The 23,242-nt window shown below is 69.2% G+C and carries 23 protein-coding genes and 1 pseudogene; 13 read left to right on the top strand and 11 right to left on the bottom strand.

All coding sequences use genetic code 11. From position 1 onward, the window contains the following. Nucleotides 1–233: 233 nt before the first annotated feature. On the bottom strand, nucleotides 234–428 hold the full coding sequence (locus QH196_RS09990) for a DUF7455 domain-containing protein (RefSeq protein ID WP_030521621.1): 195 nt from the start codon (nucleotides 426–428) through the stop codon (nucleotides 234–236). Between the two features lie 271 nt (nucleotides 429–699). Here QH196_RS09990 and QH196_RS09985 point away from each other — a divergent pair, with 271 nt between their 5' ends. Then, nucleotides 700–1,059: a DUF952 domain-containing protein gene (locus tag QH196_RS09985; protein WP_280415477.1), complete on the top strand. Its 360-nt coding sequence runs from the start codon at nucleotides 700–702 to the stop codon at nucleotides 1,057–1,059. A 130-nt stretch (nucleotides 1,060–1,189) separates the two neighbouring features. On the opposite strand, the gene QH196_RS09980 is transcribed toward QH196_RS09985, so the two are convergent. Both QH196_RS09980 and QH196_RS09975 read right to left on the bottom strand, forming a co-directional pair. Beyond that, on the bottom strand, nucleotides 1,190–1,861 hold the full coding sequence (locus QH196_RS09980; RefSeq protein ID WP_280415476.1) for a response regulator transcription factor: 672 nt from the start codon (nucleotides 1,859–1,861) through the stop codon (nucleotides 1,190–1,192). Continuing rightward, entirely contained in the window at nucleotides 1,858–3,078 is a 1,221-nt protein-coding gene (locus QH196_RS09975) for a sensor histidine kinase (protein ID WP_280415475.1), read from the bottom strand. The genes QH196_RS09980 and QH196_RS09975 overlap by 4 nt, the downstream gene beginning before the upstream one ends. Before the next feature lie 352 nt (nucleotides 3,079–3,430). On the opposite strand from QH196_RS09975, the gene QH196_RS09970 reads away from it, so the two are divergent. Beyond that, complete coding sequence (locus tag QH196_RS09970; RefSeq protein ID WP_280415474.1) at nucleotides 3,431–4,843, top strand: ethanolamine ammonia-lyase subunit EutB; 1,413 nt, start codon at nucleotides 3,431–3,433, stop codon at nucleotides 4,841–4,843. A 171-nt stretch (nucleotides 4,844–5,014) separates the two neighbouring features. After that, a complete protein-coding gene (gene eutC / locus QH196_RS09965) occupies nucleotides 5,015–5,839 on the top strand; it encodes an ethanolamine ammonia-lyase subunit EutC (protein ID WP_280415480.1) in 825 nt (274 codons plus the stop codon). Nucleotides 5,840–5,934: 95 nt separating this feature from the next. On the opposite strand, the gene QH196_RS09960 is transcribed toward eutC, so the two are convergent. Together QH196_RS09960 and ppgK are read right to left on the bottom strand one after the other, a co-directional pair. Further along, entirely contained in the window at nucleotides 5,935–7,305 is a 1,371-nt protein-coding gene (locus QH196_RS09960) for an RNA polymerase sigma factor (protein ID WP_280415473.1), read from the bottom strand. A 168-nt stretch (nucleotides 7,306–7,473) separates the two neighbouring features. After that, nucleotides 7,474–8,232 (bottom strand): polyphosphate--glucose phosphotransferase, encoded by a 759-nt coding sequence (gene ppgK / locus QH196_RS09955; protein ID WP_280415472.1) that lies wholly within the window; start codon nucleotides 8,230–8,232, stop codon nucleotides 7,474–7,476. 196 nt (nucleotides 8,233–8,428) lie between these two features. Here ppgK and QH196_RS09950 point away from each other — a divergent pair, with 196 nt between their 5' ends. Continuing rightward, nucleotides 8,429–9,331: an inositol monophosphatase family protein gene (locus QH196_RS09950; RefSeq protein WP_432278191.1), complete on the top strand. Its 903-nt coding sequence runs from the start codon at nucleotides 8,429–8,431 to the stop codon at nucleotides 9,329–9,331. A 6-nt stretch (nucleotides 9,332–9,337) separates the two neighbouring features. Here the strand turns inward: QH196_RS09950 and cei are convergent, their stop codons facing one another. Next, nucleotides 9,338–10,018 (bottom strand): envelope integrity protein Cei, encoded by a 681-nt coding sequence (gene cei, locus QH196_RS09945; RefSeq protein WP_280415471.1) that lies wholly within the window; start codon nucleotides 10,016–10,018, stop codon nucleotides 9,338–9,340. 393 nt (nucleotides 10,019–10,411) lie between these two features. Between cei and QH196_RS09940 the strand changes: the two genes are divergently transcribed. Continuing rightward, nucleotides 10,412–10,714 carry a DUF4193 domain-containing protein gene (locus QH196_RS09940; protein ID WP_195054574.1) on the top strand — a complete coding sequence of 101 codons (303 nt, stop codon included), beginning with the start codon at nucleotides 10,412–10,414 and terminating at the stop codon, nucleotides 10,712–10,714. Nucleotides 10,715–10,727: 13 nt separating this feature from the next. Here the strand turns inward: QH196_RS09940 and QH196_RS09935 are convergent, their stop codons facing one another. Next, entirely contained in the window at nucleotides 10,728–11,243 is a 516-nt protein-coding gene (locus QH196_RS09935) for a DUF3093 domain-containing protein (protein ID WP_432279464.1), read from the bottom strand. Nucleotides 11,244–11,295: 52 nt separating this feature from the next. Between QH196_RS09935 and dut the strand changes: the two genes are divergently transcribed. Next, the gene (gene dut, locus QH196_RS09930) at nucleotides 11,296–11,790 is read left to right on the top strand and encodes a dUTP diphosphatase (protein WP_280415470.1); all 495 of its coding nucleotides are present in this window, start codon (nucleotides 11,296–11,298) and stop codon (nucleotides 11,788–11,790) included. Nucleotide 11,791: 1 nt separating this feature from the next. Beyond that, on the top strand, nucleotides 11,792–12,730 hold the full coding sequence (locus tag QH196_RS09925; protein ID WP_280415469.1) for a DUF3710 domain-containing protein: 939 nt from the start codon (nucleotides 11,792–11,794) through the stop codon (nucleotides 12,728–12,730). Nucleotides 12,731–12,770: 40 nt separating this feature from the next. Here QH196_RS09925 and QH196_RS09920 read toward each other — a convergent pair whose 3' ends face one another. Beyond that, the gene (locus QH196_RS09920) at nucleotides 12,771–13,502 is read right to left on the bottom strand and encodes an alpha/beta fold hydrolase (RefSeq protein WP_432278190.1); all 732 of its coding nucleotides are present in this window, start codon (nucleotides 13,500–13,502) and stop codon (nucleotides 12,771–12,773) included. 91 nt (nucleotides 13,503–13,593) lie between these two features. Here QH196_RS09920 and QH196_RS09915 point away from each other — a divergent pair, with 91 nt between their 5' ends. The 3 genes from QH196_RS09915 (at nucleotide 13,594) to shbA (ending at nucleotide 15,479) form a co-directional block, all read left to right on the top strand. After that, on the top strand, nucleotides 13,594–13,998 hold the full coding sequence (locus QH196_RS09915) for an OB-fold nucleic acid binding domain-containing protein (protein ID WP_280415467.1): 405 nt from the start codon (nucleotides 13,594–13,596) through the stop codon (nucleotides 13,996–13,998). Between the two features lie 3 nt (nucleotides 13,999–14,001). Then, entirely contained in the window at nucleotides 14,002–14,715 is a 714-nt protein-coding gene (locus QH196_RS09910; protein WP_280415466.1) for a DUF3159 domain-containing protein, read from the top strand. Between the two features lie 125 nt (nucleotides 14,716–14,840). Next, nucleotides 14,841–15,479, top strand: a complete 639-nt coding sequence (gene shbA, locus QH196_RS09905; RefSeq protein ID WP_280415465.1) for an RNA polymerase sigma factor ShbA — start codon at nucleotides 14,841–14,843, stop codon at nucleotides 15,477–15,479. A 39-nt stretch (nucleotides 15,480–15,518) separates the two neighbouring features. Here the strand turns inward: shbA and QH196_RS09900 are convergent, their stop codons facing one another. Next, the gene (locus QH196_RS09900) at nucleotides 15,519–16,238 is read right to left on the bottom strand and encodes a potassium channel family protein (RefSeq protein ID WP_280415464.1); all 720 of its coding nucleotides are present in this window, start codon (nucleotides 16,236–16,238) and stop codon (nucleotides 15,519–15,521) included. Nucleotides 16,239–16,240: 2 nt separating this feature from the next. Next, complete coding sequence (locus tag QH196_RS09895; protein WP_280415463.1) at nucleotides 16,241–16,906, bottom strand: potassium channel family protein; 666 nt, start codon at nucleotides 16,904–16,906, stop codon at nucleotides 16,241–16,243. A gap of 218 nt (nucleotides 16,907–17,124) precedes the next feature. Here QH196_RS09895 and QH196_RS09890 point away from each other — a divergent pair, with 218 nt between their 5' ends. Both QH196_RS09890 and QH196_RS09885 read left to right on the top strand, forming a co-directional pair. Beyond that, entirely contained in the window at nucleotides 17,125–19,113 is a 1,989-nt protein-coding gene (locus tag QH196_RS09890) for an APC family permease (RefSeq protein ID WP_280415462.1), read from the top strand. A 237-nt stretch (nucleotides 19,114–19,350) separates the two neighbouring features. Further along, on the top strand, nucleotides 19,351–20,727 hold the full coding sequence (locus QH196_RS09885; protein WP_280415461.1) for a class I SAM-dependent RNA methyltransferase: 1,377 nt from the start codon (nucleotides 19,351–19,353) through the stop codon (nucleotides 20,725–20,727). Nucleotides 20,728–20,948: 221 nt separating this feature from the next. Here the strand turns inward: QH196_RS09885 and QH196_RS09880 are convergent, their stop codons facing one another. Continuing rightward, on the bottom strand, nucleotides 20,949–21,623 hold the full coding sequence (locus tag QH196_RS09880; protein WP_280415460.1) for an SIMPL domain-containing protein: 675 nt from the start codon (nucleotides 21,621–21,623) through the stop codon (nucleotides 20,949–20,951). Nucleotides 21,624–21,844: 221 nt separating this feature from the next. Between QH196_RS09880 and dxs the strand changes: the two are divergent. Next, nucleotides 21,845–23,110: pseudogene (gene dxs, locus QH196_RS09875) on the top strand (1-deoxy-D-xylulose-5-phosphate synthase); the annotation flags it as partial. Between the last annotated feature and the right edge of the window lie 132 nt (nucleotides 23,111–23,242).

The following is a 23,242-nucleotide window of genomic DNA, read 5'->3' as shown; positions in this document are numbered from 1 at the left end:
CCCGAGGTCCGCGCCGTTTTCGCGGGATTCAAGGCGCTGTTCGATCCGGCAGGTGTCCTCAATCCAGGAGTGCTGGTGCAGCCCCGGCCGCTGGACGCCCCTCAACCGCTGCGCGGGCGGGGCCCGGTGGCGGCCGCCGGGGGTGTGGGGGGGGGGCCGCGGCGCGCCCCCCCCCCCGCCACGAATAAGCGGTGTTCTGTTGTTCGATGCTGTTGTGTCGGACGCGCGGACGGTCAGAGGGCGGGAGCGGACTCCGTGTCGATCACGGCGTCCAGCTCACGCAGTCGTTCCATATGTTCGTTCGCGTGATGCTGGCAGAAGAGCAACTCGCCACCTGCGGGCAGAACGGCACGCACACGGGCCGCCGCCCCGCAGCGATCGCAGCGATCGACCGCGGTCAGTGGGGTGCTAGTCAGGGTTCCTGGCATGACTCCTCCGTCCTGGCTTCCGGCACAAAGACCGTTCACCTGGTGTGAGGCCCGTGGTCACTCCGCGGGCTCGCTTCCGCTACTTCCCAGCAGTGGTATGACTACTCTGTCAGACGTTCCGGGCATTGGGTTTGTTCCCCGTGGGGAACGACTGTGTTTTCCCTAACACGACCAGCGGTTTCCGCCTGTGGCGAACACCTCCGGCCGGGCGTGGAATACCGGTGTTCCGCTGCCCTGTACGACTTGTCGAGTTGTGTATCGGAGGTTACCCGTGCCCTGTGACACTCACACCCTTGTTCACCTCTGTTCTCCCGGTGAGTGGGCCACCGCGCGGCAATCCGGCGCGCATCGGCCGGCCTCCCTGGCCACCGAGGGCTTCGTGCACCTGTCGGCGCCGCACCAGGTGCACTTGCCGGCAAACCGGCTTTTCGCGGGCCGAACCGATATGGTGCTGCTCCGGCTCGACCCCGCACGACTGAACGCCCCGGTGCGGTGGGAACCTGGTGTTCCAGGCGACGATCCCGCGCTGCGGTTCCCGCACCTGTACGGTCCGCTTCCGGTGTCGGCCGTGATCGGCGTGGAACCGTATCGCCCGGGACCGGACGGAATGTACCCGCCACTGACCGGCTGACCGGGCCGCCTGAGAACCCTCGCCCAAGGCCGGAGAGGAAACAACGAGCCGCCGGCCGAGATATCGGCGAAGATCCGGCCACGACCTGTTCGGCCCGGATCCGCGGGGCCGGTACGGACCGCCCCCGGCGCTACAGCCACGCACCCGATTCGTCGTCCGGTTCTGCGGCCAGTTCCCGGGCGAGGATCGCGGCCTGCACCCGGGACCGGAGTCCCAGCTTGGCCAGTACCCGCGAGACATGTGTTTTCACCGTTGTCTCCCCGATGAACAGCCGGGCGGCGATCTGCGCGTTGGACAATCCGGCGCCCAGGCAGTCCAGGACCTCGCGTTCCCGGCCGGTCAGATCGGCCAGGCCCGGGGGTGGCTCCGGCCGGGGCGAGGAGTTCGTACTCGCGAAGGCCTGGATCACCGCGCGGGTCACCTCCGGCGCGAGGACACCGTCTCCGGCGGCGACCGACCGGACCGCCTCGATCAGCGCCGGTCCCGACGCGGATTTCAGGACGAAACCGCCGGCCCCCGCACGGAGGCTGCCGAACACGTATTCGTCGAGGTCGAAGGTGGTCAGCACGAGGACCCGGGCCAGATTGTCGCCGGTGATCCGGGCGGTGGCGGCGATACCGTCCATCCCGGGCATCCGTACGTCCATCAGCACCACATCGGGTCGCAGGGCGCGGGCCTGGGCGAGTGCGACCGCTCCGTCGGCCGCCTCGCCCACCACGTCGATATCGCCGGCGGTGTCCAGGATCATGCGCAGCCCGGCCCGGATCGCCGCGTGATCGTCGGCGAGGAGCACCCGGATCACAGTGGTTCCCCCACGGGTTCCGCGGTTGCGGTGAACGGCAGGCGTGCCTGCACCCACCAGAACCCGGATTCCGGGCCGGACCGGAAGGTGCCGCCCAGCGCCGTCGCGCGTTCGCGCATATTCGCCAGGCCGCGCGGCTCCACGCCGGTATCGAGGGCGGCCGGTGCTGCTTCCTCGGCAGGGAGCGGGTTGCACACTGTCAGGACGAGCGTTCCGGTCTCGGTGTGCACCTCGATATCGACCTCCTGCCCGGGTGCGTGCTTCATCGCGTTGGTCACAGCTTCCTGGACGATCCGGTACGCCGCCTGATCGACCGCGCCGGCCACCGGGTGACCCGCCGTGTCCTGTCGTACCCGTACCCGCATACCTGCCTGCCGGGCCACCGCGACCAGCCCCGGCAACTGGGCCAGCCGGCCCGGCGCGGTGGTTTCGGTCGCATCGTTGTCCCGGCGCAGCAGCCCGATCATGGTCCGCATTTCCTGCAGGCCCTCGACACTGTTGGTGCGTATGGCGGTCAGGATGCCGGTGAGCCGCGGATCGGCGCCGGTTCCGTTCATGCCGGCCAGTGCCGCCTCGGACTGCAGGGCGATCGCCGACAGATGCCCGGCGATCACATCGTGCAGATCGCGGGCCATGGCCTTGCGTTCGTCGGCCACCGCCGCCCGGCGGTCCAGTTCCGCCACCTGCGTCAGCGCACGCCGCCGGGCGCGTTCGGCCGCGGCGGTCTCCATATGTGCGCGGACCGTGAGTCCCCACCACAGCGAGGTGCCCACGAAGGCCGCCGCCATGATCAGCGCCAGCACCATGAAACGCCAGTTCTCGGTCATCGCCAGCACCACGCCCGCGGCCGTCGCGGACAGCGCCAGCCACGCCACCACCGCCCCCTGCATCTGGCGCCGGGTGCCGTAGACGACCGCCGCATAGATGAGATCGGAGTAGACGAGCCACACCGGCAGTGTCGGCCCGAGCATCAGATCGAACGCCAGCGGGATCAGCCCCACCACCATTGCGGTGATCGGCGCCCGGCGCCGCACCAGCAGCACCGCGCACACCATCGCCAGCAGCGCGAACCGTGGCGCCAGCGGTGTGGACGGGCCGTCGGCGGAGATGAACAACATATGGAAGCCGGCCAGATACAGCAGCGAGCCGAACGTGAACCAGACGACCGCGATAACGATGTCCTTGCCCGTCGCCGATAACGCCGACCACCGTTGCATTCCTCAATCTCAGCACACGGTTCGCCGCCGGGCGTCCATCGAAATAACGATCTGCCGTCGTAGCGAACACGCCCGCGCATCGTTGTGATGATGACCGAGGTGTGTTGGCGGTCGACGCTTCTGCCCAGGTGGCCGCCGCGGCCGACGGACCGCGGACAGTCACACGGCCGGCGCCCAACGATCTCCCACGGGAGCCGGGTAGCGGGATCCCGGCACGGTCCGACGTGGAGCCTGCTCGGCCGATACGCGGGCGATACTGCCGGTATTGTTTTCGGTCACGGCGTATTTCGGCCGCATGCCTTCTCGGCCCGCTGGGCCGGTGAGCAGCGGCCCGGACGGACGGGACCGGCGGATGACTGTCTACACCCAGCAACTGGGCGGTACGAGTTATCGATTCGACGGTCTGGTGGAGGTGCTGGCCAAGGCCACCCCGCGCCGTAGCGGTGACGAACTGGCCGGATGCGCCGCGACCACGGACGCCGAGCGGGCCGCGGCCCAGTGGGCGCTGGCCGATCTTCCGTTGACCGAGTTCCTGGAACAGCCCGTGGTGCCCTACGAGACCGACGAGGTCACCCGGCTGATCCTGGACACCCACGACCGGATCGCGTTCGCGCCGATCGCCTCCTGCACAGTGGGGGATCTGCGCGATCGTCTGCTGAGTATTGCGGCCGGGGACGGGATCTCGGATCCGGCCGCGACGCTGCGCGATCTGGGTCCCGGTCTCACCCCGGAGATGGTCGCGGCGGTCGCCAAGATCATGCGGAACCAGGATCTCATCGCGGTGGCGCGGGCGGTCCGGGTGCAGTCGGCCTTCCGGACGACCATCGGGCAGCCCGGTACGCTCGCCACCCGATTACAGCCCAATCACCCGACCGACGATCCGCGCGGTATCGCGGCCGCCGTGCTGGACGGTCTGCTGCTCGGCTGCGGCGACGCGGTGATCGGAATCAATCCCGCCACCGATTCCCCGCGGGCCGCGGCCGATCTGCTGGCACTGCTCGACGATATCCGCACCCGCTTCGACATCCCCGCCCAATCCTGCGTCCTGGCCCATGTCACGACCACCATCGAGCTGATCGCCGCGGGCGCACCCGTGGATCTGGTGTTCCAGTCGGTGGCGGGGACACAGGCCGCGAACGCCGCGTTCGGGGTGGACCTGGCGCTGCTGCGGGAAGCCGAGGACGCCGGGCGCTCCCTACGCCGCGGCAGCATCGGCGATAACGTCATGTACTTCGAAACCGGCCAGGGCTCGGCATTGTCGGCGGGCGCGCATCTGGGTACGGGCGGGCAGCCGGTTGATCAGCAGACGCTGGAGGCGCGGGCCTACGCGGTGGCGCGCGAACTGCGACCGCTTCTGGTGAACACGGTGGTCGGGTTCATCGGGCCGGAGTACCTGTACGACGGCAAACAGATCGTTCGCGCGGGCCTCGAGGACCATTTCTGCGGCAAACTACTGGGCCTGCCGATGGGGGTGGATGTCTGCTACACCAACCACGCCGAAGCCGACCAGGACGATATGGACACCCTGCTCACCTTGCTGGGTGCCGCCGGGTGTGCCTTCGTCATCGCGGTGCCCGGCGCCGACGATGTGATGCTCGGATACCAGAGCCTGAGTTTCCACGACGCGCTCTACGCGCGCCGAGTGCTCGGGCTGCGGCCGGCTCCCGAATTCGCGGGCTGGCTGGACAGGCTCGGGATGCTCGACGATACGGGCCGGGTGCGGGCGATACCGCCGTCCGCCTCGCCGTTGCGCGCCCTGTTGTAGAGGTAGCAGCGAACCGGACCCGGCGTCGCCACCGTGCGGGCCGGTTCCCGCAGCGGGGCCGGAGTGCGGCACGTATGCCGCCGGCATGTACGTCGCCGGCTCGGATTCGGATACAGCGCGGCGCAGGCGGTTCGGGTGGATGATGAATCCGGGCGGAAGGGCGTGGTGACCATGGGAATCGGCAGCGGCGGAGAGCAGGCGGAGAACGACTCCGGCCCTTCGTTCTGGACCGGATTACGCACGCTCACCCAGGCGCGGATCGGCCTGGGCAGGGCCGGTGACGCGCTGCCGACCCGGCGGGTGCTCGAATTCGCCGCGGCGCATGCCCGCGCCCGCGACGCAGTCCATACCGCGCTGGATGTGACCGCCTTCTCGGCGCGGGTCGGCGCCCTCGGGCTCGGTGAACCGGTCCACGTACCGAGCCGGGCGCGAGACCGCGCCGAATACCTGCGCCGGCCCGACCTGGGCCGGCTACCGGCCGAGGGACCGATCCCCCTCGACCCGGTTCGGTCCGGCGCCGGGGAGAAGCCGTCCATCGGCGTGGTTCTCGCGGACGGTCTTTCGGCCCGGGCGCTCACCGAGCACGGTCCGTTACTGCTCGAGGCGATCGTAGAACTACTGCGGCCGCGCTATTCGATCGCCGTGCCCGTGCTAGCCACACAGGCCCGGGTCGCGCTCGGCGACCATATCGGTGCCGCGCTCGGGGTGGCGACCGTTCTCGTGCTGATCGGGGAGCGTCCCGGCCTATCGGTCGCGGACAGTCTCGGCATCTACCTCACCCACCGGCCGCGTCCGGGGGCCACCGATGCGGACCGCAACTGCGTTTCCAATATCCATCCGCCGGAAGGCCTCGATTACCGGCGGGCCGCGGAGGTGACGGCGGGACTGGTCGCCGGCGCGCACCGGCTCGGCCGCTCCGGCGTCGAACTGAAGGATATGTCCCGGGATCCGGTGCTACCGGGGCCCGCGGCGCCCCTCGAAGAGGGTGGGCGGTGACCCGGCTCCGGACACGCCACGGCCCCTGAGTATCGCGGGAACCGAGGTTCCGGCGTATTCAGGGGCCGTGGCGCGGAGCAGGTGCCCGAAGTACCTCAGTCGAGGTAGTCGCGCAGGACCTGGGAGCGGCTCGGATGGCGCAGCTTGCTCATGGTCTTGGATTCGATCTGCCGGATACGTTCACGGGTGACCCCGTACACCTGGCCGATCTCGTCGAGGGTCCGCGGCTGACCGTCGGTGAGACCGAACCGCAGCCGCACCACGCCCGCCTCGCGTTCGGACAGGGTCTCCAGCACCGACTGCAGCTGATCCTGCAGCAGCGTGAAGCTCACCGCGTCCACCGCGACCACGGCCTCGGAATCCTCGATGAAATCACCGAGCTGGCTGTCGCCCTCGTCGCCGATGGTCTGATCCAGCGAAATGGGCTCCCGGGCGTACTGCTGAATCTCCAGCACCTTCTCCGGGGTGATATCCATTTCCTTCGCCAGCTCCTCCGGGGTGGGTTCGCGACCCAGATCCTGGAGCAGCTCGCGCTGGATACGGCCCAGCTTGTTGATGACCTCGACCATATGCACCGGAATACGGATGGTGCGGGCCTGATCGGCCATGGCGCGGGTGATGGCCTGCCGGATCCACCAGGTGGCGTACGTGGAGAACTTGTAGCCCTTGGTGTAGTCGAACTTCTCCACCGCGCGGATGAGACCCAGGTTGCCCTCCTGGATCAGGTCCAGGAAGGCCATACCGCGGCCGGTGTAGCGCTTCGCCAGCGATACCACCAGGCGCAGGTTCGCCTCGAGCAGATGGTTCTTGGCGCGGTTGCCGTCGCGGATGATCCAGTTGAAATCGCGGCGGATCGCGACCGGCGGCTTTTCCCCGGCCTCGGTGAACTCGCGCATCTTCTCGGCCGCATAGAGGCCGGCCTCGATCCGTTTGGCGAGTTCGACCTCCTCCTCGGCATTGAGCAGCGCGACCTTACCGATCTGCTTGAGGTAGGCGCGTACCGAATCCGCGGAGGCGGTGAGTTCGGCGTCCTTACGGGCCTGGCGCAGCGCCTCGGATTCTTCCTCGTCCCAGACGAAATCACCGGAGGCCTTATCGGCCGCGGTGGGTTCGGCGGTCTCGGCCTCGGGTTCCTCCCCGGCGACCTCGGCCACCAGTTCGTCGCCTTCGTCGGTGAGATCGTCCTCGGAGACCTCGAGATCCCCGAGATCGGCCACATCCAGCGACTCGTCGTCCGGCTGCTCCTCACCCGGGCCGGGTGCGCCTGCGCTACCGGCCTTCTTCGCAGGGGCCTTCTTGGCCGCGCCCTTCTTGGCCGCCGCCTTCTTCGCGGGAGCCTTCTTGGCGGCGGCTTTCTTGGCCGGGGCCTTCTTGGCCACGGCCTTGCGGGCCGGGCGTGCCGCGGGAACTTCCGTGGCCTCGGCGTCGGCCGATTCGGCTGTCTGACGGGTATTCGTGGCTACCACGTACGCCCTTTCGTGACGGTCTCGTGCGGCGTCACGCCAGAGTAGTATTCCGGCGGAGCGGTCTGTCGGGTTTACCGGCTAAAACGCCGGTCGGGTGTCCGGCTCACCGCCGGGGTCCTTCCATTGTAACGATCGACCAGTGTGCCCCTGCCTGCGCGGCGGACATCTTCAGGGGGTGATTCCGGCATCGACAGCCATGGCCGCGCCCACGATACCCGCTGTGTTGCGCAGATCGGCGGGGACCACCCGGGTGCGGTTGGTGAGCAGTGGAATCCACTGGTCGGCGTCGCGGCTGATCCCACCGCCGGCGACGAAAACCGCCGGCCAGAACAGATCCTCCAGCCCGCGCAGCACGGTGCTGACCCGGGTCGCCCATTCGGGGTAGCTCAGATCTTCACGTTCTTTCACCGAGGCCGCGGCCCGGTGCTCGGTTTCCATCCCCCCGATCTCGAGATGACCGAGTTCGGTATTCGGGACCAGGGTCCCGTTGTTGAGCAGCGCCGACCCGATTCCGGTGCCGAAGGTCAGCAGCAGGACCAGGCCGTCGATATCGCGGGCGGCACCGAAACGATCTTCCGCCAGCCCCGCCGCGTCGGCATCGTTGAGGACCGTGACCTCGCGCCCGTCGAGGGCATCGGAGAACAGGGTCCGGGCATCGGTACCGATCCAGGATTTGTCGACATTGGCGGCGGTGTGGGCGACGCCGTCGAGGACGACACACGGCAGCGTGAGCCCCACCGGCCCGTCCCAGCCGGCCTGGGCGATCAGTTGCGCGACGGCCGTGGCGACCGCGTCCGGAGTGGACGGTTGCGGGGTGGCGATCTTGATGCGTTCGTGCCGGAGTTCCCCGGTGTCGAGGTCGACCGCGGCGCCCTTGACGCCACTGCCGCCGATATCGATCCCGAACGCGTGCCGTCGAGCGGACATGCGAGTTTCCCTCGTTCCCTGTGCAGGCTGCTGTCGTCCGGCGCCGGGGTATGCGCGGGTACTCGAACGGCGCTGATCCGCCACTAGGCCCGCGCTCGCCGCCCCCGGGCCGACTCGGGCCGGTGTGGTGTGCACGACAAGAGTAATGTGCGCGCCCGCATGCCCGGACCGCAGGATCTGTGCTGCGATGGTGGGCGTGCCGGAATCGATTTGGTCCCTGACCGCTGCCACCGAACCCGCTCCCGCCGACGCCGTGCTGCTGCGCCGGATCGCCACCCATCTCGCCGGTATCGCCGCCGCCCATGTCCGGGCCCGCCGGCCCGAGGTATTCGGGCCCGCCGGCATGGCGGATACCGCGGTCCGCACCAAGAGCACCCCGACCGACCCGGTGACCGTCGTCGATACCGAAACCGAACAGCTGATCCGCGACGAACTGGCCCGGCTGCGCCCCGGCGATCACATCCTCGGCGAGGAAGGTGGTGGCGATCTGTCCGCGGCCGGCGACGACGACGTGGTCTGGGTGGTCGACCCGATCGACGGCACGGTCAACTTCCTGTACGGGATCCCCGCGTACGCAGTCTCGGTGGCTGCCGTACGCGCCGGGCGCCCGGTGGCCGGCGCGGTGGCCGATATCGCCGCCTCGACGGTGTACGCCGCCGGAGCGGGCCTGGGAGCCGACCGGATCGGCCCGGGCGGAAACGCGACTGCGCTGCGCTGTAACCCGGTGCGCTCGGCGCGGATGGCGCTGGTCGCCACCGGCTTCGGCTACGGCGTCGCGCGGCGGACCCGGCAGGCCGCCTACGTCGCCGAACTGCTGCCCCATGTGCGCGATATCCGCCGCATCGGCGCGGCCGCGCTGGATCTGTGCATGGTCGCCGAAGGCCGGGTCGACGCCCACTACGAGCACGGGCTCAACCCCTGGGATTGGGCGGCCGGTGGGCTGATCGCCGCCGAGGCCGGCGCGGTGCTGCGCCTGCCTCCGCTGGCGACCGCGGGATCCGCGGGTGCGCTGGTGGTGGCCGCCGCGCCCGGGATCAGCGAGGAACTGTTCGCGTTGCTGGACCGGTTGCAGTTGTCGGCGCCGATTCCGGACGCCTGAGCGCCCTCAGCAGCGCGCGGTCCGGGCCGCCTCGAGCATATCGGGGTCGATTTCCGGGCTCTCGCCGCTCACCGGGTTCTTCAGTGACCGCAGCACCTCTTCGGCGTCGTTGTTCGGTTGCAGATCACCGCCGAACACCGCGCCCAGGACCAGGTCGACGCTGTTGTCGCTGCGCTTGTCCTCGATGAGTTCGGCACAGGGCACGGCCAGCTGGACGGCGGCCGCGACCGGGCGACCGCTCTCGCCGAACCGGATCTGCCCGGTGCATTCGAGATCACCGTTGGCATATATCGGATCGTTACCGTAGGGGTCGCCGGATACGCTGCGGAACCCGAGATCGCCGAGTTGCGCGGCCACGTGCGCGGCCTGCCCGCGCTGGCCGTTGGCGTTGAGGACGCGCACCTTCGTATCCGCCATCGGAGCGGGTTCCACGTCCGCCAGCGAGTCCGCGCTCAGCCGCTGCCCGGGTAGCGGCTGCGGGGCCGCCTTGGGGTCGGTTGCCGGACTCGGCGCATTACAGGCCATCGGCGTGTAATCGTCGTCTTTGGTGGCCAGGGCACTGGTCCACAGAGCTGCGGAGATCAGCGTGAGCACAACGACCAGAATGAGCCAGGGGCGCATCCGCCGGCGCGGGTAGGGACGGCCTTTGGCATCCGTCGAACTGCCTTCGGTGATCAGTGAAACCACGTCGATACTGTACGTACCCGAGTCCGGGGTCCGCGCATTACCCGGTCGCCGGCGGGCGCGCCGGACCGGCGCCAATCACGGCGCCGTGACCCCGCGTATCGATTGCCCGGCGGTTTCGACACGGCTGGGTTTCGATTGCGACAATTTCCGCACGGTCCGCTATTGTCTGCCCGCCCAGACCGAAACATCGGTGAGTAAATCGGCGATCGGTCGCGGGAACAAGCAGGGCAACTCACGCGTTGTCCGGACGCTATCGGCGGTGTGTCCACAGATTCACGCTGATAGGAGACCGGTACGCATGTGAAGTGCACCACCGGCGGGGCGGCTGCCGCGGTCGACACCGATGGCGTACGCCGATCCGGATATACGGAGTAAGGACGAGGGGAAGACGACATGGCAACCGACTATGACGCACCGAGGCGCACCGAAACCGACGATGTTTCGGAGGATTCGCTCGAGGAGCTGAAGGCGCGTCGCAACGAAGCCCAGTCCGCCGTCGTGGATGTCGACGAATCCGATACCGCGGAGTCGTTCGAGCTCCCCGGCGCGGACCTGTCCGAGGAAGTGCTGACAGTTCGGGTGGTTCCGAAACAGGCCGACGAGTTCACCTGTTCGAGCTGCTTCCTGGTACATCACCGCAGCCGCCTGGCCAGTGAGGCCGGCGGTCAGATGATCTGCATGGATTGCGCGGCCTGACGGCGGCGCGAGGTCATTCCGCGCTCGGGATCCCGAGCGCGGCCAGTACCTCTTCGGGCCGGCGGGTGCTGACCAGCCAGTACGGCGTCGGGTCATCCGGATCGTCGAGCACCAGCAGCACCATGGTGCCGATCCACGGGCGATGCTGGACATAGGCGGCCGGATCGAGCTGGCGGCCCAGGGCTGCGGTCTTGGCGCTGCGGGGCACCACCGTCGCACGGGACACGAAGGAGACCGGCAGATGCGCACGGTCGACGCGCAGTTCCGGTGTTCCGCTGCTGTCGGCAGCGACCTCGACCCGATGCCGGCTGAACCAGAGCAGAACCCAGACCGGGATCGGGAGCAGCAGCACGTACGGCAGCCAGGCCCGCAGGCCGGGCGCTCCCATATGGACCTCCGCGGCGAGCAGGGCGGCGAGTGCGAAGCCCACCGGCCACCACCACAGCGGTACCCAGAGGCGCTCGCGATGGACAGGTGTCGCCGGCCGCACAGAGTGGCCGGATTCGGTGAGTCGGGGCTGGTCGGACACGACTCCACACTAAGCGACATGCCCGCCGGGTCTGCGCGTAGGCTGGTCGGACGTGAACGCACTCTCACCGATACCACTGCTCCGGCTGGATCCGGGGATTCCCATGCCCAGTCGCGCCCACGACGGCGATGCGGGCGTGGACCTGTGCACCGCCGAGGATGTCGTCCTGGAGCCGGGAGAGCGGGTGCTGGTCGGTACCGGTATCGCGATCGCGCTGCCGGTGGGCACGGTCGGGCTCATCCATCCCCGGTCCGGTCTGGCCGCCAAGACGGGTCTGTCCGTGGTGAACACGCCGGGAACGATCGACGCCGGATACCGCGGTGAGATCAAGGTGTGCCTGATCAACCACGATCCACGGACACCCATCGAATTGCGCCGCGGCGACCGGATCGCGCAGTTGCTGGTGCAACGTGTGGAACTGGCCGATTTCGTGGCGGTGGACCGGCTCGACGATTCCGTGCGCGGCGCGGGTGGATACGGGTCCAGCGGGGGACACGCGAGTTTGATGCCGAACGGTGCCGACGGCGCCCACGGCGAGGAGGCCTGACATGTTCGGACGACGGAAATCGGGCGGACGCAGATCCGAGGACGAACGGTACGACACCGGCGAATACCGCACCGGCGACTACCAGGGCGAGTACGACGACTACGACGACGGCGGATATCACCGCGCCGCCGACGAGCAGTATCCCGGTGACCACGACGACAGCTACGACGACGGGTACGGCGGCGCCGCCTACAGCGACGCCTACGACGCGGCGATCGACGACCCCGATACCGAACCGCACCGGCGGGGACCCTACGACTACGACGATGTCGCCGAGGTGCTGGCGGAATTCACCGATACCCGGCTCGATCTCGGGTCGGTGATCCTGCCGGTGCCGCCGGGCGGGCAGCTGCAGGTCGAGATGACCCCGCAGGGCACCCCGCAGGCGGTGCACCTGGCCACCGAACACGGGCGGATCACGGTCGCGGCGTATGCCGCACCGAAATCCAAGGGGCAGTGGCGCACCGTGGCGGCCGACCTCGCGGAATCGCTGCGCAAGGACGGCGCCCGGGTCTCGGTGGAGAAGGGGCCGTGGGGGCGCGAACTTGTCGCCGTCACCGAGGGGGCCGATCTGCGGTTCATCGGTGTGGACGGTTATCGGTGGATGATTCGCCTGGTGGCGGCCGGTCCGTCGGGGTCCACCGCGGTCGGCAGCCCGCTGGTGGCCGCGGCCCGGGCGGTGCTCAGCGAAACGATCATCCGCCGCGGCACCGATGCGCTCCCGGTACGGGAACCGCTTCCCGTGGTGCTCCCGCAACAGCTCGCCGAGCAGCTCACCGCGGCCCATCAGCAGCAGCAACAGCAGGCCCAGCAGACCGCCGCCGCGCAGCAGAACACCCCGCGACCGGCGCAGACCGGTTCGGTGCTGCCTCCGCAGCAGCCACAACAGCCGCGGCGCGGGGCCGAGGGGTCGGCGATGCAGCAGCTCGGCCGCGGCTGACGGTCACCCCTTCAGGGGCGGCCGAGGGGGCCGTGTTCGGTCAGCGGGCGTACCGCAGGCCGAGCCGGCCCACTACCGCGGGATCGGCGCCGAGTTCGTCGAGGGTGATCTCGGTGATCACCGAGCGCGGCGCGCGGCGCGCCCATTCCCGGCCGACGGCGACCGGATGCACCGGATCGTCCGCAGCGGCGATCACCGCCAGCGGGACCGCCAGCGTGTCCAGCAGCGTCGCCTCCGGCCATTTGTACTGGGCGGCCTCCTCCAGGGCATCCGGCAGTCCGGGCCACTGCGAGCGCCATGAACGCGTGAGGGCGTCGGCGAGCCAGCGCGGGCTGCTCGCCCGCATCCGGTTGACGACCGGTTCGAGACCCTCCGCGCGCAGTTGCGCAGCGGTGACCGAGGCGCTGAGCGTGGCGGGGCAATGCGCTGTATCGGGGCCGGTCCACGCCGGCAGTGCGGCGATAACGCCCGCCACATCCTCGGCTGCGCGGCGGCCGGCCCATTCGAGCGCTACCGCCGCCCCCAAGGAGATACCCGCGGCCAGGACCGGGCCACGGGCCGCGGCGGTATCCAGGGCGGCGAGGTAGCCGGCGATCACCGCGCCCGGTTCGGGGTCGACCGCTATCAGCTCGAGCCCGCGTGCGGTGCAGGCGGGCTCGAAGGCGCGTCGGGCGAAATGCGCATCGGAGCCGGTGCCGGGAAGCGCGACCACGACTGCCGGACGTGGGGAATCGAACACCGGACCGAGCGTAGCGGTGCCGCCGGTACCCATCTACAGTGGCGGGTGCGGCCACAGCCGGGCCGTAGCAGAGAATCTCGGATGACGTGCGACCCACGCCGTCCGCGCAGCAGGAGAGCAAGCGATGTCTTCCTCGGCCGGAAGAAAAGCGGGCGCCAAGTCCGCAACAGGATATTTTCGCAGGCTCGGCCGCAGGTTGACCGAGGATCTCGATCAGCTCGATGCCGAGCAACTGGCGGAGTCGGCAGACGCTTCGGGTGCCTGCCGGGTCTCGGAGTGCCGGCGCGGTGAGGAGGCGACGATGCTGGGCAGATTGCGCAGCGTCGATTCGTGTCCGCAGGCCGCCGGGGCGAATGTGCAGGCGGAGTTCTTCGACGGCACCGATGCCATCACGCTGGTGTGGATCGGGCGACGCCGGATCCCCGGTATCGAATCGGGCCGGCACATCATGGTGCGCGGCCGGATCGGTGAACGCGAGGGCCGCAAGGTGATCTACAACCCCTACTACGAATTGCGCGGAAACAGCTGACGCATGGCATCGAGCGACGAGTACGCCACCACGCCGCTACCGCGGACCGTCCCCACACCGGAATCGTCCGCGGACGATATCCCGGATGAGGAGCGCGCCGAGCCCGCGCAGCAGACCCTGCTGGAACAGCTGGGCGGTTTCTCCGGTCTGATCTACTCCACCCTGCCGGTGCTGGTGTTTGTTCCGGCGAATGCGTTGCTCGGGCTCACCGTGGCGATCTGGGCGGCTTTGGGCGTGGCGGGGGCCGTGCTGGTCTGGCGGCTGGTGCGCCGCGAACCGATCCAACCGGCGATCTCCGGATTCCTGGGCGTCGGGATCTGCGCGTTGATCGCCTGGCGGGTGGGGGAGGCCAAAGGCTTCTTCCTGTTCGGCATCTACACCAGCCTCGTCTACGGGGCCGCCTTCCTGATCTCGATACTGATCCGCCGCCCGCTCGTCGGCGTGGTGTGGGGCGTACTCAACGGCCACGGCGTCGGCTGGCGCACCGATTCCCGCGTGGTCCGGCTCTACGATGCGGCAACCGCCGCCTGGGTGCTCGTTTTCGGCGCCCGCTACCTGGTCCAGCACCATCTGTACGCGGCCGACAGCACGGGCTGGCTCGCCGCCGCGCGGATCGCGATGGGCTGGCCGCTCACCGCACTGGCCCTCGTGGTGACCGTCTGGGCGGTACGCCGGGCCGGGCATCTGCCGGCCTCCTCGGCACGGCACGCCGCCTGACCCGAACATTCGCGGTATGCGCTCGGCCGCCAGGGTGGCGGATGACCCACCCTTTGGTGTCTATCCCGACAGCGCCGTTCATCGGACGATCGTTACAGAAGACGATCTGCCGAGAGGACTGGCGAATGCGTACCGAGCAGCACACGATCACACGTCCGGAGCGGGGGCGTGAGCATCCGGTGCGGTCACAGAGCCGCCTGGTGTCCGCCGAACTCGATCTCCTGGTCGAGCCCGCGGCCGCCGGTGACCGCCGCGCGGTAGCCGAAATCCTGCGGCTGGTGCAACCCCTGGTGCAGCGCTACTGCCGTACCCGGCTGGGAAACCCGGCCCATCTCCATGTGACGGCCGACGATGTGACCCAGGAAGTCCTGATGGCCACCGTCGCTGCGATTCCGCGCTATCGGGACCAGGGGAAATCGTTCCTCGCCTTCGTCTACGGAATTGCGGCGAACAAGGTGTCCGACGCCTTTCGCGGGGCACAGGTCCACCCCGCCTACCCCGTAGCGGATATTCCCGAGCTGGCGTCGACGGCGGCGGGTCCGGAGGAATGGGCGCTGGCGGCCGAACGGGGCGCGGTGGCCCGCGAGCTCATGCAGCAGCTGAACCCGGTGCACCGGAAGGTGCTGGTGATGCGGATCGTGCTCGGTTTGAGCGCGGCCGAAACCGCGGCAGAACTGGGTACCAGCGCGGGGGTCGTCCGGGTCATGCAGTACCGGGCCCTGAACAAACTGCGGGCCCGTGCCGAGCAGCCCGTTGCCGCTTGAGACCCGTCGCGGGTGGAGCGGCCGAATGCTGTCGGGTGGTCAGTATTCGGCGTCCTGCGAGGGCGTGAGGCCCGCTGCGGCGGCCGTGGATTCGGCCGTGCCGATCGGTGCCAGCACCGAGCGCAGTTCCTCCTCCGCCTCGGTAGAGGCGACGAACAGCAGTTCGTCGTCACCTTCGAAGGGATCGTCGGGCTGCGGCACGATCACCCGCCCGCCACGGAGGATGGTGACCAGAGCGGAATCGCGCGGCAGCCGCAGACTACGGACCGGTTTGCCGGCCAGGGTGGTATCGGGCGGCAGAGTGAGTTCGACGAGGTTCGCTTGCCCCTGCCGCAGCGTCATCAACCGGACCAGATCGCCCACCGTGACCGCCTCCTCGACCAGCGACGCCAGCAGCCGCGGGGTCGAGACCGCGACATCGACACCCCACGCCTCGTCGAAGAGCCATTCGTTACGGGGATCGTTGACCCGGGCCACCACCCGGCGTACCCCGAACTCGGTCTTGGCCAGCAGGCTGTGCACCAGATTGGCCTTGTCGTCGCCGGTGGCAGCGATGACGACCTCGTAGTCCTGCAGGCCCGCGTCCTCCAGCAGTTGAAGTTCGCAGGCGTCGGCGTGTACCCAGACGGCGTCGCGCACCGAATCCCGGTCGATATGGTCGAGCTGGCGTTCGAGCAGCATGACCGTATGCCCCGACCGCAGCAGCTCGCGCGCGATGGAGCGGCCGACCGCCCCGGCTCCGGCAATGGCCACCTTCATGATCAGTCCTTGTTCGCTGGGGGTTTCGCGGCCAGCGCGACGGCCTCACCGGCGGAACCGGAGGTCGCGGCCACGTACACGGTGTCGTCGGCCTGGACGACGGTTTTGGCGTCGGGCAGGACGCCCTGCCCGAAACGGATGATGAACGCGACCCGGGCGCCGGTGGCGCTCTCCAGCTCGCGCACGGTGCGCCCGTACCAGTCCTCGTGCAGGATCAGCTGGGCGACGGCGACCGTGCCGGTGGGATCGCGCCAGGTGGTGGTGCCCGCATCGCCCAGCAGGTTGTGCAGGAAACGGTCGGTGGTCCAGGGCACGGTCGCGATGGTCGGGATGCCGAGCCGTTCGTAGACGGCGGCGCGTTTGGCGTCGTAGATCCGCGCCACCACCCGTTCGATACCGAACATCTCGCGCGCCACCCGGGCCGAGATGATGTTGGAGTTGTCGCCCGAGGAGACCGCCGCGAACGCGCCGGCCCGTTCGATACCCGCCCGGCGCAGCACATCGCGATCGAAACCGACCCCGGTGACCCGTTCGCCCGGGAAATCGTCGCCCAGCCGCCGGAACGCGTCCGGGTTGCGGTCGATCACGGCGACCTCATGCCCTATCCGGACCAGAGCACGGGCCAGCGAGGCCCCCACCCGTCCGCATCCCATGATCACCACGTACACCGTGAATCCCGCTCCTGACTTCGTACTGCCGAGGCCGCGCCCGATCGTGCGGCACGGCCCCGCGGCGAGTGTTCCCGCGTAGCCACGCGGTTGCCGCGAAACGAACCGTACTCGCCGGTTCGCGCCCACTGCCAGATTCCCCCTGCCGAACCCGGGCAAACCGGTAATCCGGTAATGCCTGACGGCGGCGGGCAGGGCGGGGGCTTATGCTCCGTCCAGTGTCGAAGTTGACGACCGCCACCAAACGACTGGTGCTGGGGCGGCCTTTCCGTAGTGACGCTCTGGGCCACACCCTGCTGCCGAAACGTATCGCGCTGCCGGTATTCGCCTCGGACGCGATGTCCTCGGTCGCCTATGCGCCCGAGGAGATCTTCCTCGTCCTGTCGGTATCCGGACTCGCCGGTTACGCCTACGCCCCATGGCTCGGACTCGCCGTCGCGGTGGTGATGGTCATCGTGGTGGCCAGTTACCGCCAGAATGTGCATGCCTACCCGTCCGGTGGCGGCGACTTCGAGGTGGTCACCACCAATCTCGGCCCCACCGCCGGTTTGGCGGTCGGCAGCGCGCTGCTGGTGGACTATGTGCTGACGGTCGCGGTCTCGATATCCTCGGCCGCCTCCACCATCGGATCGGCCATACCGTTCGTGGCCACCCACAAGGTGTTGTTCGCGGTGGCCGCCATCGCCCTGCTCACCGCGATGAACCTGCGTGGAGTGCGCGAATCCGGGCGGACGTTCGCACTGCTGTCGTACGCGTTCCTGATCGGTATGTTCGCGATGCTCGGCTGGGGCCTGATCCGCATCTTCGTCCTCGGCGACGAGGTGCGCGCCGAATCGGCCGCGTTCGAACTGCGGGCCGAGGAAGAACATCTGGCGGGGATAGCGCTGATTTTCATGCTCGCCCGCGCCTTTTCTTCGGGGAGTGCGGCACTGACCGGTGTCGAGGCGATCAGCAACGGAGTCCCGGCGTTCCGCAAACCGAAATCGCGTAATGCCGCGACCACGCTGCTGATGCTCGGCGGTATCTCCATCACCTTGTTCCTGGGCATCATCGTGGTTGCCCGCGAAGCACATGTGGTTATCGCCGAGAACACGGCGCAGTTGATCGGTGCCCCGGCGGATTACCAGCAGAAAACTCTGGTCACGCAGATCGCGCACGCGGTATTCGACACGTTCACGCCCGGTTTCTACTTCGTGGCGGTGGTGACGGCGGTGATCCTCGTCCTGGCGGCCAACACCGCCTACAACGGTTTCCCGGTGCTCGGCTCGGTACTGGCCCAGGCCCGGTTCCTGCCCCGCCAGTTGCATACCCGCGGCGACCGGCTGGCCTTCAGCAACGGCATCCTGTTCCTGGCGGTGGGCGCGATCGGATTCGTGGTGGCGTTCGACGCGGAGGTCACCAAACTCATCCAGCTCTACATCATCGGCGTCTTCGTCTCCTTCACCCTCAGCCAGACCGGCATGCTGCGGCATTGGACCCGGCTGCTGCGCCGGGAGACCGATCCGGCCGAGCGGTCGCGGATGCGGCGGTCCCGGGCCATCAACGCGCTGGGGCTGGTGGCCACGGGCGCGGTGCTCGTCGTGGTGCTGGTCACGAAGTTCTTCGCCGGCGCCTGGATCGCGATCGTGACGATGACGGTGATCTTCGTGGTGATGAAGATGATCCACCACCATTACGATTCGGTGGCCCGCGAACTCGAGGAGCACGAATGGGACGGGGTTCTGCCCAGCCGGACCCATTCGATCGTGCTGGTGTCCCGGCTGCACCTGCCGACCCGGCGCGCGCTGGCCTACGCCCGGGCCGGTCGCCCGGACACGCTCGAGGCGATCACGGTGAACGTCGACGAGGAGGACACCCGCGCCCTGGTCCGGGACTGGGAGAGCAGCGATATCTCGGTACCGTTGAAGGTCGTGGAATCGCCCTACCGCGAGATCACCAAACCCGTTCTCGACTATGTGAAACGGGTACGCAAGGACGCGCCCCGCGATGTGGTGACGGTGTTCATCCCCGAATACGTCGTCGGTCACTGGTGGGAGCAGGTGCTGCACAATCAGAGCGCGTTGCGGTTGAAGGGCCGTCTGCTGTTCGAGCCCGGAGTGATGGTGACCAGCGTGCCGTGGCAGCTCAGTTCCTCGGCGCGGGCCCGAGCCGCGGGCGAACATGCGGCGCCGGGGTCGGTACGCCGCGGGTACGGCGACAATGGGTGAGTCCGCGGTGCGGGCACGGCGCCGACCGGCCGGCGTTCGCGGGTACCGGCGGGACGCGCAGGCGTATTGCGTCCTCCGCGGCTCGGTCCGCGCCCGGTGCCGGGGTGGTATCGCGCGACCGGGGCGACATGAGGGTGAGCTCGACCGGTGCGATCCGGTTGTCGCGCCCGGATTCCTGCGCGGCCGTGCAGCTCTCCGGCCGGACAGCATCTAACGCGGACAGGGAGAAAACGACCTATGGCATCCTGGCGCGATCGCCTGCTCGAGGTACGGCTGGGCCCGCCCGGGCACGGCGGGTTCTGTGTGGCCCGGTACGAGGGGCGGGTGGTGTTCGTCCGGCACGGGCTGCCGGGTGAACTGGTTTCGGCGCGGGTCACCGAGGATCGGGGCGGAGCATTCTGCCGAGCCGATGCGGTGGAAATCCTGGAACCTGCACCGGACCGGGTGCCGCGAACGTGCCCGGTATCGGGCCCGGGCGGCGCCGGCTGCTGTGATTTCGCTCACGCGACCCCGTCGGCGCAGCGCGCATTGAAGTCGATGGTCGTCGCCGAGCAACTGCACCGGATCACCGGGATCGAACGGGAACCGGAGGTCGAGCCGGTGCCCGGCTCTTCCGATTCGGCCGGTGGCTGGCGCACCCGGGTCCGGCTCGTGGTGGACGCCGCCGGGCGGGCCGGTGTGCACCGGTACCGCAGTACCGAGGTCCTCCCGGACCTGCGGTGCCCGCAACCGGTTCCCGGTGCGCTCGACGGTATCGCCGAGCGACGCTGGACGCCCGGTGCGGATCTGGTGATCGCGATCGACGACGAGGGACAACGGCATATCGTCGAACTCGCCCCGGTATCGCAGCCGGAAGAGTACCGCGGTGCGGTCGCCCGAGACGGTCGCCGCGGCCCGGCGGACCGGCGGCGGGGTGCCCGGCCGAAACCCGTACGCCGGGCGGGCCCGGAGGGATCGGCGTCCGACACTGCGAATGGGCAGCGGCGTCGCGCCGTGGCCCGCCGCGCCGCCGCGCATACCGCGCGCGACGAATGGGTGATCGAGGGGACCGGCCGCGCCGTCCAGTACGTGGCGGGGCGCCGTTGGGACGTGTCGGCTGCCGGGTTCTGGCAGGCCCATCGAGGTTCGGCCGAATGCTATTCCGACCTCGTCGCCGAATGGGCCGATCCGGCCCCGGGAGCGACCGCCTGGGACCTCTACAGCGGTGTGGGCGTATTCGCCGCCCGGCTGGCGGACCGCACGGGATCCGCGGGCGCGGTGCATGCAGTCGAATCCGCGCCGGGCGCGGTCGCGGACGGTAATGCCGCGCTCGGCGACCTGCCGTGGCTGACGCTGCAGGCGGGCCGCGTCGAGCGATGGGTCGCGCGCCACGCGGGGCCGCGGCCGCAGGTCGTCGTACTCGACCCTCCGCGCGCCGGGGCCGGGAAACCCGTGATCTCCGCGGTGACCGCGGCCGCACCGGACCGCATCGTGCACATCGGTTGCGACCCCGCCTCCTTCGCCCGCGATCTCCGGCTGTACCTGGACGCCGGTTACCGGCTCGGTGCGCTGCGTGCCTTCGATGCGTTCCCCGCGACCCACCACGTGGAATGCCTCGCGCTGCTGGAACGCTGAGGCGCCGCGGCGGGGAGTGGGCGGCACACCGTCCGGCCCGGACAGGGGCTGGATAAATGCGACGCTCGGACGGCCGCCGTGCCCCTCGCCGGTCTGGAGGAACGCCGTGAACTCCCGCATTGGTCGGTCCCCAGGTCAGGGACATAACGCTGGGGTTCGACCGGCAGCCGACGTGCCGCTGTCCGGTCGCGCTTCATCCGCGGCCGAGGTGGGCCGGTGCGTCAGCCCAGTTGCCAGGTAACCCGCAGGATCGCGGAGATCTCCTGTTCCCCGTGCTCCACCGGCACCGAGGGTTGGCTCGTCGCCGCGACCATGCGGACGCCCCCGGGCTCCTGGGGCGCGCGGGGTGCCGGAGAGGCGGTGTCCTCGGTGATCTCGAGCACCGGTCCGAGGTCGCGCGCGGCCCGGCGGGCGTACTGGCGGGCCCGGTCCAGCGCATCGTCCCAGGCCGCATCCCGCGCCCGCGTCAGCAGTCGAGTGCGGTCGGTGAAGGTGTGCTGGAGGCCGCCCAGCCGTGCGTCGTCGCCGGCGGCGGCCACGGCGTGTGCGATGACGTCGGCCGGGCCGGGCCCGGTGTCGGCTGCTCCGGATGCAGGCCCGCGCAGGGTGATACGCAGGCCGCTGGTGGCGATATATCCCGTGATTCTGGATACACCGTCCTGCCACGCGATATCCGAACGCACCGACAGCACTCCGGTGGCGATATCGGTGTCGGGGACCTCGTCGTCGCGCAGCGCGGTGGTGATCGCGGTCAGCCGCCGGCCGGCCTGTTCGTAGGCGAGGCCCACGGTGCTCGCGTGGCATTCCACCCCGATCCCGACGATGATCAGATCGGGTACCGCACGTACCGTGCCCTGCCCGAATACGGTGACGGTCCCGGTCTGCGGATGGTTCATCCGGCCTCCTCGCCTCGGATCTGCGGCCCTCGTGTGGCGCGCCGCAGCCGTGAGTGCATGCGGTTCGCGCGGCATACGTCGTTCACCTTAGGCTGGACGGATACGCCGGACCGCGGATCCGGCCCGGTGCGGCGGTGCGCAGCCCTCGTCGTCGGGTGAGCACTCGGCCGCGGCTCCTAGACTGGTCGGATCAACTGCGCTATCCGGAGGGAGCGAATCAGGTGGGAGTGCTTTCCCGGGTCGATACGCCCGAAGACGTGCGACGGCTGTCGGTACCGCAACTGCGGGAGCTGGCGGCCGAGATCCGTGAGTTCCTGGTGCAGAAGGTCGCCGTCACCGGCGGGCACCTGGGCCCGAACCTCGGGGTGGTGGAACTCACGCTCGCACTGCACCGGGTATTCGATTCGCCCGCCGACCCGTTGATCTTCGACACCGGCCACCAGGCCTATGTGCACAAGATCGTGACCGGTCGTAAGGACGGCTTCGACACCCTGCGCCGCAAGGACGGGCTGTCGGGATATCCGAGTCGCGCGGAGAGCGAACACGACTGGGTCGAGTCCTCCCATGCCTCGGCCTCGCTCTCCTATGCCGACGGCCTCGCCAAGGCGTTCGCGCTCACCGGGCAGGACCGCCATGTCGTCGCGGTGGTGGGCGACGGAGCGCTGACCGGCGGTATGTGCTGGGAGGCGCTGAACAATATCGCCGGCGCGCCGGACCGGCCGGTGGTGATCGTGGTCAACGACAACGGCCGTTCCTACGCGCCGACCATCGGCGGCCTGGCCGAACGGCTGACCGCGCTGCGTACCCAGCCGGTGTACGAACATATGCTCGACACGGGCCGCCGTTTCCTGAAAAGTATTCCGGGCGTGGGGGATTCCGCGTATTCGATGGTGCACGCGGTTAAAGCCGGGATCAAGGACGCGGTGAGCCCGCAGGAGCTGTTCGGCGATCTCGGGATCAAGTACGTGGGCCCGGTGGACGGCCACGATATCGTCGCGCTGGAATCGGCGCTGCGCCATGCCAAGGAATTCGGTGGCCCGGTGGTGGTGCACGCCGTCACCCAGAAGGGGCACGGGTACGAACCGGCCGAGAACCATGTGGCCGATCAGATGCATGCCTGCGGTCCCATCGATCCGCGTACCGGGGAAGCGGTGAGCAAGGGCGGCGCGGCCAGCTGGACCTCGGTGTTCTCCAAGGAACTCATCGCGCACGCCGAACGCCGCGAGGACATCGTCGCGATCACCGCGGCCATGCCCGGCCCCACCGGCCTGTCCGCGTTCGGGGAGCGCTTCCCGGATCGCCTCTTCGATGTGGGGATCGCCGAACAGCATGCGCTGGCCTCCGCGTCGGGTCTCGCGCTGGGCGGCCTGCATCCGGTGGTCGCGCTCTATTCGACCTTCCTCAACCGCGCCTTCGATCAGTTGCTGATGGATGTGGCGTTGTTGAAGCAACCTGTCACCCTGGTCCTGGACCGGGCCGGGTTGACCCGGGCGGCGCGGCCAGCGCGGCTTCGAGTTACAACCCCCAGCCATCCCCACCCACAACCCCGCCCCCGCATTCAAGGATAACGGTTTGACCGCATCCGCCAATCCAGGGTGGCAGCAGGTGATGGCCCGGTT

Source organism: Nocardia carnea (assembly GCF_029868325.1).
GTDB lineage: Bacteria > Actinomycetota > Actinomycetes > Mycobacteriales > Mycobacteriaceae > Nocardia > Nocardia carnea_C.
The sequence above is the reverse complement of the archived record's forward strand: the minus strand, read 5'-3'. Positions and strand labels throughout refer to the sequence as shown.